Genomic DNA, 15,410 nt, shown 5'->3' with positions numbered 1-15,410 from the left:
GGAACCAAGCGAAGACATTCGCGCGGTAGCTGGAAAAGCGTACAAATTTAGAGTGCCAGAAATACTGGGATGAATAGGGTACCGAGAAAAGTTTGACACAAACCATTTTTTAGAGAGAGTTCCAATCTCAACACTTTTATTTTATTATTAAATTAAGAATAAGAGATGGGGGAGCGGTAGCCTCTTAAATATAGAGACGAGGTCGCTGAAGCCACAGATGTAACGAGGATAGTGGCAAAGTGCAGAGAGACGATATAATGTTCTAAAATGGGATTCTGCCCGGCTAAGGTTAGGGCGTAGACATAACGTACAGGAGGAACTATGCTACAACAATTTGGGTTTTCGCAATACGAGAGTAAAGTCTTTGAAGTCCTTGTGACAAGCGAGGCAGCACTCGACGCGACAGCGATTGTCAAATATTCGGGGGTGCCTAGGTCAAAGGTCTATGAGGTGATTGATCGACTGATAGATAAAGGCATGGTTCTGGGCTCGGTTTCAGAAAAGAAAAAGCTCTATGCCGCCCTGCCTATGGAACTGGTCATTGAAAAATTAACAACTGAGTTTGAGGATAATGTCAAGACGCTAAAAAATAACGCGGTTAAAAAGACCTTTTACGATGAACGGGTATGGAGCTTTAAGGTTGAGTCATCGATTAAAGCACAGTTCAGACAGCTGGTGAAGGAGGCGAACCAATCCATCCGATTATCGTTATGGAAGGATGATTTTTACGAGGTGCTCCCTCTATTAGAAGATAAGGTAGAGCAGGGCATTCAGTTAGAGGCTTTGGTTGTAGGTGAGGTTGAGACGCATTTATCCACTATTCATACGCTTATACCAGCAGAAGAACACCAATCATTAGAACAATTTCGCTTGATCATTGTTGATGAGAGAGAAGTGCTTTTTGCTGGTATGGAGGAAGAGCACTCCTGGCAGGCAATAACAACGCTGTCTAAGCCTTTTGTTAAAGTGTTTACAGAATTTTTCTATCATGATGTCGCTTTAGCAAGGATCACTGAAAAGCATGGTGAAACGTTGATGAATGACAGGGAGATCAGATCTTTATTAATGAAACTGCGTTATTAAAGGAGCCGGCTTATCGTGGGCAAAAAGAAAAAGTGCCCTAGACTTGCTCGAGGCACTTTTAATTCGTGTGTGTCATGTTTTGTTGAGAGGAGTCAAAGCCGGCGGAGGGCGAGTGTTTTGGCTTACGTGTGATTGAAAATAGCGCTGTGCCGAGAGCGAAAAGGACGAAAATGCCTCCGCACGTCGCATTGTCTTTCACCGTCAGATGTTCAAGTACGAGTCCACCAATCATTGACCCGAAAGCAATGCCAAAATGTAAAGCTGAGTTATTCAGACTTTGCTGAATGTCCGCTGCTTCAGGAGCTGCAGCAATGAGATAGCTCTGCATGGCTGGAGTAATTGCCCAACTGAGCATACTCCAAATCATCATGACAATTAAAAAGAGTGGCAACGACATGGTTGTGTAAGGAAGAATAAAGATAGAGAGCGCAAAAAAGACGATGACCAAAAGCAGTGTTGGCACTGTTCCTATGCGATCTGCCAATGTTCCTCCGAATCCACCACCGATCACTGCTGCAATACCAAAAATCAAGTAAACAATGCTCACCCAAGTTCCACCAAGCCCGAGCTCGGTTTCCAAAAAGGGAGTGAGATAGGCGTATAAAGTTAAGTGTCCAGCGAGGAATAGGAAGCTTGTCAATTGCGCGAAGAACACTTTTTTATTTTTTAGCGTACGCATTTGTTGCAAGAAAGGTATTGAGGGCTGTGGCATAATGGTATCCATAAGGAAATAGACCCCCGCTATGGATAATAGCGTCAATATCGCAATCATCACAAAAGGTGAACGCCAGCCGAAAGCTTGGCCTAACAAGAGGCCTATCGGAACACCAAGAACAAGTGAGGCACTAATGCCCATAAAGACAATGCCAATTGCCCGGGCGCGATAGGCTTCACTGACGATATTAGAGGCAATGGTGACGCAAAGCACGACAAGCAGTGAGCCGCTTGAAGCTGAAACAATTCTTGCAAAAAATAAAATAGCGTAAGAGGGACTTATAATAGCGATCACGTTTCCAAGAAAGAATATCAATAAGACGACTAAAGTCAAGCGTTTCCGTTCTATACGCGCAGTCAAGGTCATTAACACAGGCGAAGAGATGGCAAAGGTGAGTGAAAAAACAGTGATAAGTAAGCCTGTTTTGCCGAGGCTCACTTCTAGATCCTTTGAAATGAGATCTAATATGCCACCAATGATTAATTCGACCATGCCAACGACGAATGAAACCATTGTGAGTAGATAAACGCGTTTGTTCATGTTATCCCTCCGTTTTAAGTTACCACTGCAATGGTAACTTAAAATAGGCGGTTGGGCAAGGAAGAATTGGATAATAGTGAGAGGAAAATAAAGTAAATAGGGGAAGCAAGTCTGAATTTGAAAACGAAGGTCTTTTACTCTTGAGGGTGATCATTTTGTTGTCACGCAAGCTTAGAGGACGTGTTATAGTAAAAATAGACAGGAAGCAGGAAAAAGGCGTATACTAAGTAATCAAAATTTGGGTTGGGAGTATGGGTATGACGGCGTTAATGCATCTATTAGATCAATATGGCTACATCGTAATATTCTTTTCTTTAATGTTAGAGCTTATTATTCTTCCGATTCCAAATGAAGCGTTAATGAGCTATGTTGGTGTGCTTTCTTTCCAAGGTAAGATGAATATTATTCTTGCCACTTTTTTTGCCGGCTGTGGAGCAGCTGTTGGTGCGACGGTTTCCTACTGGATTGGGTACAAGCTTGGCGCTCCATTCTTTAAAAAGTATGGGCACTATATTCATATGGGTCCAGAAAAAATGGAAACGATGGAAAAGTGGTATAAAAAATATGGGAAGATCCTGTTAATCTTTTCGTTTTTTATTCCTGGCGTGCGTCATATCGCCAGTATTATTTCAGGCGTCATTAAATTACCTGTTCGGCAGTTCATGGTCTTTTCATATATTGGTTTATTTTCATGGGTCAGCACCTTCATTTTCCTAGGGTATACCTTGGGACCAAAATGGGAGGAATATGAGGGTGAGATTAAGAAATGGTTGGTACTAGCCAGCATTTTAATTGGGATGGTTGTGCTTTGCTATTTTGTATTAAAGGCAAATCGCCGCTATCTTAAGGAAGCTTTATGGTTGATTTTCGATGCCACATTTAAACGGTTTAAGAGCTTTTTAAAAATCAAATTACTCATCTTAACCATCCTTGCATTATTTGTAACATTTTTCACCTTAATGGTCGGTATGGTACAGGATTTTATTAGCAACGAATTTGTTCACTTTAATACTATTGTTGGCACGATTGTTTTCTCACTCTTTAACCCGCACTGGCAAGGGATCATGAACGGGATATATCATCTCTCTTCTTGGCTTGTGCTAGGGATTATTGCTTTGTTGACTGTTATTGGGATAGTGGTGAATAGGAAGCATATTGGTTTGGAACTCCTGTTCTTTTTTATCACATTAATCGGAGTCTTTGTCTTTTCCAAAGGGATTCATTGGCTTTTTCAATTTCTGTTTCAAGGTGCACACATCAGTTCAGACTTTCCTAACGCGCCTTCAATGTATTTGTTGTGCACCTTAGGCTACTTTTTATTTATGCTAATTCGTCATCATCGCAACTATCAGTTCAGTGTGATGACCACCTTATTCTTTGTCATTATTCTGGCTGCTTATTTTATTAGTGGCACGTATGGTCACGTGCTGCCGAGTGATTTAATAGCGGGCTATGTGTTCAGTGCAGTGTGGATTTGCGGTATGTTTTTAGCGCTTGAGACTTTCCGCTTTTTATCGATACTCAAAAAAGAGGACAAATAAAGTCATAGGAGATATGCTGTCCGGCACTATTCGAAATCGTCAAAATTTTACTGGATTTTATGGGTTATGGCAGGAAAATTGAAATGTTTATCGAATGTCCTATAATAACTAAGCAAATAGGAGGTGAAACCATATATGAAATCAACTGGAGTGGTACGTAAGGTTGATGAGCTTGGACGCGTTGTGATTCCAATTGAACTTAGACGTACACTTGGCATCGAAATCAAGGATCCACTAGAAATCTACATGGACAGCGATAAAATTATTCTAAAAAAATATAAACCTGCAATGACCTGTCAAATCACTGGTGAAGTATCGGATGATAATTTATCTCTCTCTAACGGAAAACTCATTCTCAGCCGCGAGGGCGCAGAGATCGTTAAAAACGAAATTGATCATTATCTTCAAGTGGCTTCATCAAAGGAATAGATGAGAAAAGCACCTGACATGTAGGAGTTGCATGTAGGTGCTTTTGTTTTTGCAAGATGTGTGGATACTATTTCAGTGTTATGTGTCAATGGTAATGGTGGATTCAGGTGCGTAGTTGACGACTTCAAGGACGACCGGGGAACCACTAAGAATAGGCTCGCCGTCTGCTGGGACATCAAACGCTAATGAGCCAACACCGGTGGCTCCAGGTGTATAAGTGGAAAGGCCATTCATTTGTAAGACACCGTTGACGTAGACATTAAAATAGCTATTATCCGCTGCCAATTCGGGTAATTCGGTTACTGCACTGCCATCATCAGCGAAAAAGCTGGCAGCATCAACGGTGAGGGTGCTCCCAGCGTCTGTTTGCGCTGATGTGACGTAAAAGAAACGGGTGTTTTCTGGAGTCACAGTAGTCTCTGTAGTAGCTGAAATAAATAATTTCATCAGTTGCAGGGGCATCGTTATTCACCTCATTCCTATTCCGACCTTATAGTATTGTATGTGTAAGACGGTATGAAGATATGGATGAACTCCCTGATTTACAAAAGTAGTTAAGCGATATAAAAGGGGATTTGGCTACCTAGAAATAAATGAGAATAAATTGAAGGCTGATCACCGTGCCTTTTAGAGGTAAATCCTTGGAGCGAAGCCATAAGCAGCCTTTTTTCACTTGGTATATGGATTCGGGTTGGAGGATGCCATTAATATACAAGTTATAGTAGGAGACGCATTGTGGATCAAGAATTCCTAGCTTTCCATAGGCTTTTAGCTCATCATCGTCGGTATAAAGCCGTTTATTTTCATCTGCTAAGGTGAAATAAGTATAGGTTTGCGCTTTAAGGACGTTGAGCGGCTTAACATCATCGGAAATACCAGGAAAGATAAGGGGACATCCTGTAGGTGGGACACTGATGGCAGCCTGTGTTTGAATGGGCTTCATATGAAACCACCTTTATATTTTTCATGTGTTTATAGGCCATTGTATGCAAGGATAAAAATGTTGACTAGGCGATGGATAAAGGCCTTGATCATTCTTGCCATTTTCAAAATTTCTTTATAATTTTATAATATAATGACTTTAATTGTGTTATAATTATCTATGCTGAATTTAGAAAGAACCAGTTATAAAGGGTTTTTTGGGGGGCTTCAGTTGCAAAGCTTAAGTGATGAAGTGTTAATAGAAAGCTATTATAAGGCAATACAAATGAATCTTGATACGGATTTTATCAGCTTGTTAAAAAGTGAAATTGATCGTCGCCGTTTGAAGGATCAGATCAAGTCACGAATGGATTACATATAAAGAAACTTGCTTACTATCACCCTCATGTGACGAGTCAGAAGCTGAGTTGTACTCATACTCTTATCTGCTTTTGTGGGGCACATTTTATACTTATTCAAGGATGGGATAGAAGTGTATCACACGGATTTTGTTGTTCTGAGAGCTTACTTAGAAGGGGCTCTTTTTTGTTTTGTAAAAAAATCTAAACAGTTGAGAAAATCTTTCTAATGACATAGCCCCATGATCTATTGATTGCAAAGGATATAGGTGGCGCCACTGATCAGAAAGCTACCGCACTGGTCTTTGTTTTAAAGGGGGGACATGTGATCAGTAGCTTGTAATTCTTGGTGCTTGTCATGGTTTGGACAAGAATATGTGAATTTTTTATAATTTGCTGGTTTTTTTGTATGACATGTTACATTATAGATGTTCGTTAACTTAAGATGTTTACTTCCCCCCTTTAAGATAAGTCCTTGTGACTTATCTTTTTTTTATAAAGGTCAGAAACCACCGTGGCTTCGCATTTGCGTCGCCACCATCTACTATGAAACTTTTGACAAGCGTGTATTTCCTCGTTCAGTATTGACAAGACGATATAGGTTCTACTAGATGAAATACGTTTGTTTTATACAAAAGCATAAAATTTCTGATCATGAGGACGATGCGCGATTCCGCTCCAGGCCACTCGCTTTCCGCGGGGGCTTACCGATCTCTCGCTTCACGCAGAACTCTAGTATTTTATCGTGAGTCAGCGGTGTCCGAGGAACACACGATTTTAAAGCGTTCCGAATCTCTCGCGCCTTGCGCTCCAATCCACTTGACCATGCATGAAGCACCTTCCATATATAATGCGCTATGCCTAGACAAGGACCAGGCCTTTGCCCGGTTTTCCTTGATTTTATGGAAAACGTAAGCTCTAACTGATCATTTCAAAGCAGCCGATGAGGATTAGCAAGAGCCCAGAAAGCAAGGGAGCTAATAATTCCAATCCCGCCATTTTATTTTGTAAAAGGCCTCCCACCTTGACGCCAAAGGCGATAAAAGCGAATGAAAAAATACCGATTGAGAGGGTATAGATTAAAAAGGAAGAATCTGTTAGAGCGACACTGAAACTGGTGGTTATACTATTTAAGGCAAGGGAGAAGCCCAATAGTAAAGCTTCCTTTGAGCTGATCTGATGGTTCTCATCAAGGTCTGCTTTTTTCGGATGATAAAGGATCTTGAGAAAAGGCAACTGGCTTTCAATAAACGAGCTGGATCTCTCAAAAAAAGTACTGGTTATCGTGAAGCCACCAATGATTAGGAGCAAGCATCCTCCTAGAGCATTGGCGAAATCAGAAGTCATCGAATGCGTTATCCAGTGCCCTGCCAAAAGAGCAAGAAATGAAAAGAGCATGGAAAGTAAGGCAATGATAAGGTTAGAGGTAAAGGAGATTTTAGTTTTTTTAAGTCCGTAGGAACAACCGATAGCCAGATTATCAATATTGGCAATGATACCGATGAGCAAGATAGTTATAAGGTGCATAGGCATTCCTCCTATGCCTATACGCTATTCATGATGTGCTTTTTTGGTGAAAAGAAATGCTGACCTCTATGTCCTATCCAGAATAATAAGGATATATTATGGCAAACTAAGGGATGTATAGTCCTGTACTAGGGGTGAGTGGATTTCCGATGATATTAGCAGTAGCAACACTAATCAGTGCTTTTGTATTAGTCATCCTATCAAAAAAAAGGATCTCACAGCTTGAAATGTTTACTTCTGCGGTTTTCGCTGTCGTGTTGGATTTTATTGTCGACTATTTACTGGAGTTTCGCTATCACTTATATGGCTATTTCAAAACATTTAGCGCTGACTATGAAGATTTAATTGTTATCTTAGGGATCTATCCTTTGATTGATATTCTCTTCCTTAATTACTACCCAATAGGAAAATCTATACATAAGAGGGTGGGGTATATTTTGGGCTGGTCGGCCTTCTCGGTTGTTTACGAATGGGTGGCGGTGCAAACCCATCTCTTTTACTATAACGGATGGAAATTAATCTATTCTGTTCCCATTTATCCACTACTCTTCTTGATATTAATCGGACAATTTTTATTCATCAAACGCCTCAAAGCAATGGATACTGATAGTCGCACTTAAAAAAACATGGGACATGAAAAAACGGAAACCAATGTGTGGCTCCCGTTATTTCTAGCTTCGACATTCTATCCATTATTCTTTTTATCGGGATCCTGATCTTCACTGAATTCTGTACTATAATCTAACCCATTGACTGATCGTTTATGTATAGCTTCTCTATTCGGCGTATGGTTAAGGATAAAGCGGTGGATAAAAATTTCAGCAAAACTGATCAGCACTGCAGAAATCAAGCTTCCCCATGCCACTTGCATATAATTGTTTAACAGGATCGACCCGAATACCCAAACACTAACATAGGTGAGTATAAAATCAGAGATACTGGCTATTCTATTGCCCAGTAACGGTAAGATGAGGCGGTCACCGATAAAATAAGAAATAAGGGTAACGGCTAGACTAAAAGATAGAATGTCTATCAGAGTGGCATTAAAGAAAAGGTCTAAGGCAATGGTAAAGGCAAGAATACAAGTTAACCATTTTATTAACAATATACCTATTTGCTGCATCATATTACCTCCGTTTCTATCTACAGTATGAAATAAAATGAAGCATTTCATACATTTCTATAGTCTATTCAAGACAGTTTCGGGGTAATGGAGGCAAAAAACACATGAGTGTGTAAAAACATCAACCTCATTCATTTACTTCTTTTTTATATTGACTGAAGTCAAAAATTTCAGCTTTATTTTTATGCTTATCGGCCTCACTTAGTTCTGACATCCATTTGATAAACTCAAATTCTTTGTCAGTCAGTGGTCGACGAATTCGATAAAGTATATCCTTCATTAAATCAGTCTTTGAAATCATAGACAATCCTCTTTCCTTAAAATATAGTCTAAAACTCAGCAGATAGTATGAAAGGGATTTAAGAGATCATTGCGTCCAATGAATGAGGAAGTATTTTTCATATAGATAAGAAGATAATATTCATAAAAAGTGCATGTGTATTTAGTATATAAATAATTTCTCAATTAATAAACCCTTAACTGAGAAAAAAAGGTCAGCTCTAATAAAACTGGAAATTTATCTATAAATAGTATTGTACTAAGATCGCAGTATAATTTGTAGACTTTTGTCAAATTTTGTAGTAAAATATGATTAACAATTTAAAAAATAGACTTTTCGAACGGGCAAACTTATTGAAAAATAAGGACGCAAAACTACGGGCCTAAGGGATTTTCCTATGGTCGCCGAGTCACCGAAGAAAGCGAGTATCGAAATGACCTCTCACTATTCGGTGTGGTCATTTTTTTTATACTATCAGAACGTATAACCTTTCGCTGACGCTCTCTAGAAGCGCGAAGGCCAAGTTTTTCTTTAATGCCCTATCGTAAAGGAGGGAGAACGTGGTTTCCTTAAAAAATTTTATTAAGGAAGAACGATTTTTTCATCACTATCAACCGATTTATAACCTCTCAGATCACGGCATTGAGGGGTATGAGGTCTTATTTAGAACAGAAAAGTATACAAATCCTGAGGAATTTTTTGATTGGGCGAAAAGAAAGAAACAGCTCTATGAATTGGATTCACGCTCCATACATAAGGCTGTGCTAACCTATCAATCAGCGGGCTTCACAGAGAAAGACGGAAATTTGTTTATTAATGTTTTTCCGTCAACATTATTACATCCACAATTTCCATCTTTCATCAAACATATTATTAATGAAGAATTGTTTTCTAGTCAACACCTTGTTTTTGAAATCCTTGAAAGTGAAGCCATCCCTAATTATAGTCAATTAATGAAAGTGATCAAATTGTTAAAAGAGCTTGGGGCTTCATTAGCGATCGACGATTTTGGAAAGGGATATCACGACTTTCAAAAAATTGTTGAGCTTGATCCAAATTATATTAAGCTTGATCGCTATTTTGTTAAAGGACTATTATCGTCTGAAAAGAAACAAGGGCTGCTCAAATTGCTTTTGAACTTCTGTGAAGAGCATCAATGCAAGTTAATTGTTGAGGGATTAGAGACGCAATCGGAGCTGTCTCTAGTTCGATCCATCGGCTTACATTATGGGCAAGGCTTTGGTTTAAGACGACCTGATAACATCGCAAATTTGGTCAAAGAGCGAGAACGGTTGAAGACCTTGCCTCCTGGTCAAATGGAGGATCGCCGAAGATTCCGACGTGAAAAATTTGGTAGTAAAGAGTGTAAAGTCACTTTTTTAGACTTTGGACAACCGAAGCTGCAAATTCTAAAAAATAAATCTGTCCTCGCACAACTCAGCGACATTAGCTTAGGTGGTCTAAAATTTTTTTGCCAACTGGATTTACCTGTGCAACATAAGGTGTTGGTGAAGGTTCAATTCTCGCATAATCATGAGTTTTTTGAGCTCCCAGGTAGAATTATAAGAAAAGAGGCTCATTCAAAAAAAGATTTGATTGCTTATGGGCTAGAATATCAAAGTTTAAGTAAACAGCAGGAGATAACACTTTGTCAATTAATCAATTCATTAGAATTAAGTAAAGTCACATGAAGAAGCAAGGCGTGTTTTCATGTGACTTTTTATATGATTAGAGGGATAAAGCAAAGACAAAGCGATGTCTATGCAGAGATTAAGATTGACAAATGATTTTTTATCAATTATCCTTAATTCGAGATATTTTAATTAAGTGTATTAGGATTAAAAATAATTTCTGTGAAGAGGTATTCCTCTCGCCAGATAGCAAATGCAAAGGGGATAGAGCGATGCAATTAAAGGGGCTTCATCACGTATCTTCAATAACCGCCAATGCGGTAGAAAATTTTCATTTTTATACCGAGGTTCTCGGCATGCGTTTAATTAAAAAAACGGTCAATCAAGATGATACTTCTGTTTATCACCTTTTTTACGGTGATGAAATAGGCAGTCCAGGGACTGAATTCACATTCTTTGAGATTCCGATGGCAGCACGAAATCATGATGGCAATAACAGTATTTCTGAGCTCGCGCTAAGGGTACAAAGCGATCAGGCATTAGACTTTTGGCAACAGCGTTTTAAAATGTTGAATGTTGCACATGGTGAGATCACGAGAGCCTATGGTAGGAAAAGTTTAAGATTCAAGGATCCAGAAGGACAGCGGCTAATTCTTGTATCGGATGAGACCAATTTAAAAGGGGTTCCAGGAGGGAAACCTTGGGATAAAAGTTCTGTTTCAAAAGAGCATGCTATTGTTGGTCTGGGTCCTGTCACATTAACGGTTCCAGAAGTGAAGGCAACAGAACGAGTGTTAACCGACGTTCTAGGGTTAACAAAGAAAGGGAGCTATGCCTCTGATGTTGAGGGGCAACCGGATATTCTGGTTTATGAAATGGGACAAGGGGGGACAGGAGCGGAAGTGCATCTTGAGGAACGAAAGGATTTACCGCGCCAGCGTTTAGGCAGAGGTGGTGTTCATCATGTAGCCTTTCGAGTGGCGAGCGATGAGGAGCTTCAAGAATGGATAAAGCGAATCAACCAGTATCAGTTCAACAATTCAGGCTATGTGGACCGCTTTTATTTCCACTCGCTTTATTTTAGAGAACCCAATGGTATTTTATTTGAATTAGCAACGGACGGACCGGGCTTTGCAACAGATGAGGATAAGGCTCATTTAGGAGAAGCGCTGGCTTTACCTCCCTTTTTAGAACCCAATCGTGAGGCGATTGAGGCCAAGCTCAAGCCGCTTAGCTTTTAATTGTGCTGAAGATGAGTGAAACATGCATAATTTGAAAGATTTGTTAAATGCTAAAAAGAAAGGAGGGTTAACATATGTTGAAAAAAATAACTAACAGTTTTATAGCGCTGTGCTTTGCACTCGCCTTTGTTGGCGTTACAGCTCATGCGCAAGAGGAGCATTCCGCAACACAATCGCAATCGCCTCAAGGACGAATTCAATTAACACAACAACAAAAAAATGAAATCACCAAGCTTCAAAAAAATATTTTACAACAGAAAAAGGCGTTGATTCAGAAATATGTAGAATATGGTGTGATTCCCAAGGCAAAGGGGAAAGAAATTCTGTCACATTTGGATGAACACATGAAACATCTCGGAGAGTCAGGCTATGGCTTTGGGCACCACCAGCATCATCATGATTTCCATCCGCGCCATGAAAAAGAAGAATAAGTACATAAAGAAGCAGACTGTGAGGAGAACGCAGTCTGCTTCTTTATTGATATGGGGCAAAAGCGGAGTGAGTCACTAGAACCCGTTCATCCACAAGTTAAGAGGATGTTGCTTTTTCTAATTTTTGCATATGAGCAATCCGCTTATATTCTGTCTCAAGCTCTGTTAAAGTGTATTCATGAAGCTGTTGATCCTTGAGTTTAAATACGCCGGTATCAATCAATAAATTTATATAATATTGCTTTTGCTTTTCTACGCTGGCGCGTAAATGTTTGGACACTTCATTTTTCCTCCCTTCAGATAGCTTAAGGTCATTTCAAGCATTTTGGGCGACTCTTAATATGTCAGCAGCTTGATTTCCACTAATAAGTATGAGTTGTTCGTATAATTCATCACGTAGCATATCTAATTGAATGATCTTTTGGGCTAGTGACAAGGCAGTATCCTGGCTCAAGAAGTTCACCCCTCTCCTATCCATCAGTCCAAGTGAAATGTTAATGTTGTTTATATTTTATGGAGGATTCGCCACGACTTCTACAATGTTGTTATAAAACCTAACATAGAATTTGAGCAGGTGAATTTTTATGATGTAAGAAAAACTTACATAAACGGACAAAAATACTCATTCATCCTGTATAGTTATATGTACAATGGTCATGACCCTTGGTCTAGACTGAAGTGATTGTAATTGACATTTAAAACGTTGACTATTCTTTTTCAGTAAGGGGGAGAACGGGTGGCTTCTCAAGATCATTCTTATCTTCATAAAAAAGTGATGCCTATTGGCACAGTGTGTGAATTAACGGGATTAAGTGAGCGGCAAATACGTTATTATGAAGAGCGCAAACTCATCTTTCCTCAGCGCACCGATAAAGGAAACCGCAAATATAGTTTTTCCGATGTCGAGAGCTTGATGGAAATCGCCAATAAAATGGAGGATGGGATTCAAACCGCTGAAATCAGGAAGGAACTGTTGAAAAGAAAAGAGAAAAATTCAGAAGAAAGCTTAAGAAATACCATGATAAAGGGCCAGCTTAATGCACAATTTCATAAAGGGTCCATTCGTTAAGAAGATAACACAGAGGGAGATAGGGAGATGGCAAAGAAATAAAGAAGACGAAGTCAACGGTCATGTGAAAATGGCGGTCAGCTTCGTCTTTTTTATAACGTTGGAATTTATAACTTAGCGGAAGCTCTTATAAGTTCGGGCTTTGGCTTTTGCCAACTGAGGGTAGGTTTTGGAAAAGTACATCAGGAATATCAAGTGAAAGCGAGTAAGGACACGTCGCGTTTTATATCATTGCACTTAAATGGTTCTACAAGTGGAGCGAGTGCGTGCATTTCAGCATCATAACACGTCAATTAGAAGCAATAGCCTCAGTGTAACGTTTGCTTTTTAATGAGGCTTCCCGAGAAGGTGTGCAAAGAAAAGGTATCCCCAAAGAATTTTGGAGATACCTTTTCTTTTTATTGAATCCACTCGTTATTTGTTCTTAGTAAACGTAGGAAACGCCGACGATGATGAGAAGAATGAACAAAACAACGATTAAAGCAAAACCTGCTCCGTAGCCGCCACCAGATGCGTAGGACATGTTGAATGACCTCCTTAATCTGAAAGATGCTAACTGTTAGATTGCTGGATGCTCTTTCATGTGAAAAGAGTGATTAATAAACGTAGGCTGCACCAACAATGATTAACAGAATGAACAATACAACGATCAGAGCAAAGCCTGCTCCGTAGCCGCCACCAGCTGCATAGGACATATTGGGTTACCTCCTTGTTTTGAAAGATAAGTTTTACATTTTATTCATTGCTTTATAGCCTGAGAGATTAATAGACGTAGGCTGCACCAACAATAATTAATAAAATGAACAAAACAACGATTAGGGCAAAGCCTGCGCCATAGCCGCCGCCAGCTGAATATCCCATTCGTTATCCCTCCTTCAAAGCTTTCACTATAGTTTACGCAAGAATAAGCCAAGGTGTTATAGGCGCTTATCACAAATGAAGAAAATTAGGCGAGCTCCTAAACGGACTACAATTTGTCTAAAGCTGTAAAAGCTCCACATCGAACGCTGTTTGGAGTGAATGACTGATTTTCTTTAGCGCGCTGTAACATTAGCATCATATGTCGGATCAATTTTTTTGTTTGGGCGCTTATAAGAAACCATTCAAATAATCCTATTTTGATGGTCTTTTTTTCATCTGCATAGCATAACGTTTTAATAAATGAATAGGCTTCAGTAGCTTTATAAGCAAAAAGACCTATTTATGGGGGACATATACCTTTAGAGGTTTAAAAAAGGGTTAAGGTGGAAAACTATAAATAACAAATTTATGAGGATGGGGTGATGAGAATGAACCAACATACAGATGAACGTAAAATGACTAAAGGTGACTTTTTTATGAATATTGTAGGAGTGGCCATTGTATCAGGGATTATAGCTCTAGCCATTGAGGTAAACCCATTTTAGTTTCACTTGCCTTTTATGAATGTCTTTTGTTGAGGGAGAACCAAAAGTTATTTATACTATAAGAAGCGATAGGATCGGATGAGCAGTCAGAAATGTTTTTAGGAGAAAGGATCCTGAAAGATGCGTGCTCCAGAGCTTCTTGTTTTCTATGATAGTTGGTGTCCTCTTTGTACTCGTGCGATGCAGGTGATTAAGCAGCATGATTATAATGGGAAAATCAATTTTATGACTTTTCGTGATCCATTGACTATGAATCGCTATCACTTGTGGGACAAGCAGGTAGACAAGAAAATTTATGCGATCAGATATGAAGATAAGCAGTCTTACTCAGGGATAGATACAGTCCATCAGATGATAAAACGCATTCCTCGCTACCGTGCTTTTTCACCTCTCGTTTGGTGTGCAATTAAAATAGGGGTGGGGGAACGAATCTATCAGGCCATTGCCAATAGACGAAAGATCATACCTGTTGGTCAATGTGAAGGGGACAGCTGTTCATTAAGGCAAGACAAGAAACCATAAAAAAGTTTTAAGACGTGAGGGTGGGACAACATGAAAAGAGATCCCCCTCATACCGAACGCTAAGATTTAAAGGAACGAAGGAAACGGGAAGCGTAGTCAAAATACGGAGACGCCTGCGGGAACGAGGCCAGCGTTACTTCTCGAATAAACGTCGAGTTGTTCCGAGAAAGTCGACTTCGAAGCCATACGCGTAGACGCAGGAACAGGGGATTTTTATTCATCAATACTTTGGAACACAGACAAAACCATTCCCAAATGAGCTGAGGCGGTGCCCGCGGCAAGCGAGTAGTTTGACGGGGCGCTTCATCACTCACTTAAAAGTCCGAACGCATACCTTCAAAATTGTGAATGCGTTCGGATTCTCTATGAGCTGAAGACTTCTGCTTCAGCCTCTTTTAAATGTGCCTAATAGCTTGTGATTATCTGGCAAAGGGTCTGACCGCGGAGCATTGCCACAGAATTATGTTAAGTTTTTTTAAGAATATGCAGTATGTGTAAAATAGTTCTCGGTGGTATTTCTACAAAATCCTAGCCAAAAAAGAAGAGGCACTCTATCATAAATGTATGCCTACCAGAGCAAATACATCGTAGA

The 15,410-nt window shown here is 39.6% G+C and carries 21 protein-coding genes and 1 riboswitch; of the genes, 10 read left to right on the top strand and 11 right to left on the bottom strand.

All coding sequences use genetic code 11. From position 1 onward, the window contains the following. Positions 1 to 321: 321 nt before the first annotated feature. A complete protein-coding gene (locus tag IEW82_RS19480) occupies positions 322 to 1,083 on the top strand; it encodes a TrmB family transcriptional regulator (RefSeq protein WP_188698978.1) in 762 nt (253 codons plus the stop codon). Positions 1,084 to 1,141: 58 nt separating this feature from the next. Here the strand turns inward: IEW82_RS19480 and IEW82_RS19475 are convergent, their stop codons facing one another. After that, positions 1,142 to 2,338, bottom strand: a complete 1,197-nt coding sequence (locus IEW82_RS19475) for an MFS transporter (RefSeq protein ID WP_188698976.1) — start codon at positions 2,336 to 2,338, stop codon at positions 1,142 to 1,144. A gap of 257 nt (positions 2,339 to 2,595) precedes the next feature. Between IEW82_RS19475 and IEW82_RS19470 the strand changes: the two genes are divergently transcribed. Further along, complete coding sequence (locus tag IEW82_RS19470; protein ID WP_188698975.1) at positions 2,596 to 3,879, top strand: VTT domain-containing protein; 1,284 nt, start codon at positions 2,596 to 2,598, stop codon at positions 3,877 to 3,879. A 135-nt stretch (positions 3,880 to 4,014) separates the two neighbouring features. Further along, complete coding sequence (gene abrB / locus IEW82_RS19465) at positions 4,015 to 4,308, top strand: transition state genes transcriptional regulator AbrB (protein ID WP_188698973.1); 294 nt, start codon at positions 4,015 to 4,017, stop codon at positions 4,306 to 4,308. A 78-nt stretch (positions 4,309 to 4,386) separates the two neighbouring features. Here the strand turns inward: abrB and IEW82_RS19460 are convergent, their stop codons facing one another. Beyond that, entirely contained in the window at positions 4,387 to 4,770 is a 384-nt protein-coding gene (locus IEW82_RS19460) for a DUF4183 domain-containing protein (protein WP_188698970.1), read from the bottom strand. A 121-nt stretch (positions 4,771 to 4,891) separates the two neighbouring features. Further along, positions 4,892 to 5,251, bottom strand: a complete 360-nt coding sequence (locus tag IEW82_RS19455) for a DUF4183 domain-containing protein (RefSeq protein WP_188698968.1) — start codon at positions 5,249 to 5,251, stop codon at positions 4,892 to 4,894. 210 nt (positions 5,252 to 5,461) lie between these two features. On the opposite strand from IEW82_RS19455, the gene IEW82_RS19450 reads away from it, so the two are divergent. After that, positions 5,462 to 5,611 carry a sporulation histidine kinase inhibitor Sda gene (locus IEW82_RS19450; protein ID WP_188698966.1) on the top strand — a complete coding sequence of 50 codons (150 nt, stop codon included), beginning with the start codon at positions 5,462 to 5,464 and terminating at the stop codon, positions 5,609 to 5,611. A gap of 895 nt (positions 5,612 to 6,506) precedes the next feature. Here the strand turns inward: IEW82_RS19450 and IEW82_RS19445 are convergent. Beyond that, entirely contained in the window at positions 6,507 to 7,115 is a 609-nt protein-coding gene (locus IEW82_RS19445; protein ID WP_188698964.1) for a manganese efflux pump, read from the bottom strand. A gap of 149 nt (positions 7,116 to 7,264) precedes the next feature. Here IEW82_RS19445 and IEW82_RS19440 point away from each other — a divergent pair, with 149 nt between their 5' ends. Beyond that, entirely contained in the window at positions 7,265 to 7,735 is a 471-nt protein-coding gene (locus tag IEW82_RS19440) for a CBO0543 family protein (protein WP_188698962.1), read from the top strand. A gap of 65 nt (positions 7,736 to 7,800) precedes the next feature. Here the strand turns inward: IEW82_RS19440 and IEW82_RS19435 are convergent, their stop codons facing one another. Further along, positions 7,801 to 8,238, bottom strand: a complete 438-nt coding sequence (locus IEW82_RS19435; protein ID WP_188698980.1) for a YndM family protein — start codon at positions 8,236 to 8,238, stop codon at positions 7,801 to 7,803. 127 nt (positions 8,239 to 8,365) lie between these two features. Then, a complete protein-coding gene (locus tag IEW82_RS19430; protein ID WP_188698960.1) occupies positions 8,366 to 8,539 on the bottom strand; it encodes a hypothetical protein in 174 nt (57 codons plus the stop codon). Between the two features lie 312 nt (positions 8,540 to 8,851). After that, a riboswitch (cyclic di-GMP riboswitch) is annotated at positions 8,852 to 8,935 on the top strand. A 143-nt stretch (positions 8,936 to 9,078) separates the two neighbouring features. Here IEW82_RS19430 and IEW82_RS19425 point away from each other — a divergent pair. The 3 genes from IEW82_RS19425 (at position 9,079) to IEW82_RS19415 (ending at position 11,821) form a co-directional block, all read left to right on the top strand. Continuing rightward, entirely contained in the window at positions 9,079 to 10,209 is a 1,131-nt protein-coding gene (locus IEW82_RS19425) for an EAL domain-containing protein (protein ID WP_188698958.1), read from the top strand. Between the two features lie 212 nt (positions 10,210 to 10,421). Continuing rightward, positions 10,422 to 11,390, top strand: a complete 969-nt coding sequence (locus IEW82_RS19420; protein ID WP_188698956.1) for a ring-cleaving dioxygenase — start codon at positions 10,422 to 10,424, stop codon at positions 11,388 to 11,390. A 74-nt stretch (positions 11,391 to 11,464) separates the two neighbouring features. Beyond that, on the top strand, positions 11,465 to 11,821 hold the full coding sequence (locus IEW82_RS19415) for a DUF2680 domain-containing protein (RefSeq protein ID WP_188698954.1): 357 nt from the start codon (positions 11,465 to 11,467) through the stop codon (positions 11,819 to 11,821). A gap of 97 nt (positions 11,822 to 11,918) precedes the next feature. Here the strand turns inward: IEW82_RS19415 and IEW82_RS19410 are convergent, their stop codons facing one another. Together IEW82_RS19410 and ykzB are read right to left on the bottom strand one after the other, a co-directional pair. Continuing rightward, on the bottom strand, positions 11,919 to 12,101 hold the full coding sequence (locus tag IEW82_RS19410; protein ID WP_188698951.1) for a Fur-regulated basic protein FbpA: 183 nt from the start codon (positions 12,099 to 12,101) through the stop codon (positions 11,919 to 11,921). 36 nt (positions 12,102 to 12,137) lie between these two features. Further along, positions 12,138 to 12,275, bottom strand: a complete 138-nt coding sequence (gene ykzB / locus IEW82_RS19405; RefSeq protein WP_188698982.1) for a protein YkzB — start codon at positions 12,273 to 12,275, stop codon at positions 12,138 to 12,140. 282 nt (positions 12,276 to 12,557) lie between these two features. Here ykzB and IEW82_RS19400 point away from each other — a divergent pair, with 282 nt between their 5' ends. Further along, complete coding sequence (locus IEW82_RS19400) at positions 12,558 to 12,890, top strand: MerR family transcriptional regulator (RefSeq protein ID WP_188698949.1); 333 nt, start codon at positions 12,558 to 12,560, stop codon at positions 12,888 to 12,890. 424 nt (positions 12,891 to 13,314) lie between these two features. Here IEW82_RS19400 and IEW82_RS19395 read toward each other — a convergent pair whose 3' ends face one another. From IEW82_RS19395 to IEW82_RS19385, 3 genes are all read right to left on the bottom strand, one after another. Continuing rightward, complete coding sequence (locus IEW82_RS19395; protein WP_188698946.1) at positions 13,315 to 13,413, bottom strand: YjcZ family sporulation protein; 99 nt, start codon at positions 13,411 to 13,413, stop codon at positions 13,315 to 13,317. A 73-nt stretch (positions 13,414 to 13,486) separates the two neighbouring features. Then, on the bottom strand, positions 13,487 to 13,585 hold the full coding sequence (locus tag IEW82_RS19390; protein WP_188497761.1) for a YjcZ family sporulation protein: 99 nt from the start codon (positions 13,583 to 13,585) through the stop codon (positions 13,487 to 13,489). A gap of 67 nt (positions 13,586 to 13,652) precedes the next feature. Beyond that, complete coding sequence (locus IEW82_RS19385) at positions 13,653 to 13,751, bottom strand: YjcZ family sporulation protein (RefSeq protein ID WP_188698944.1); 99 nt, start codon at positions 13,749 to 13,751, stop codon at positions 13,653 to 13,655. A gap of 665 nt (positions 13,752 to 14,416) precedes the next feature. Here IEW82_RS19385 and IEW82_RS19380 point away from each other — a divergent pair. Beyond that, complete coding sequence (locus tag IEW82_RS19380) at positions 14,417 to 14,818, top strand: thiol-disulfide oxidoreductase DCC family protein (protein ID WP_188698942.1); 402 nt, start codon at positions 14,417 to 14,419, stop codon at positions 14,816 to 14,818. The last annotated feature ends 592 nt before the right edge of the window (positions 14,819 to 15,410 follow it).

The organism is Pullulanibacillus camelliae (assembly GCF_014642655.1).
Lineage (GTDB): Bacteria > Bacillota > Bacilli > Bacillales > Sporolactobacillaceae > Pullulanibacillus > Pullulanibacillus camelliae.
Note: the sequence above shows the minus strand (reverse complement) of the source record. Positions and strands in the feature narration are given on the sequence as shown.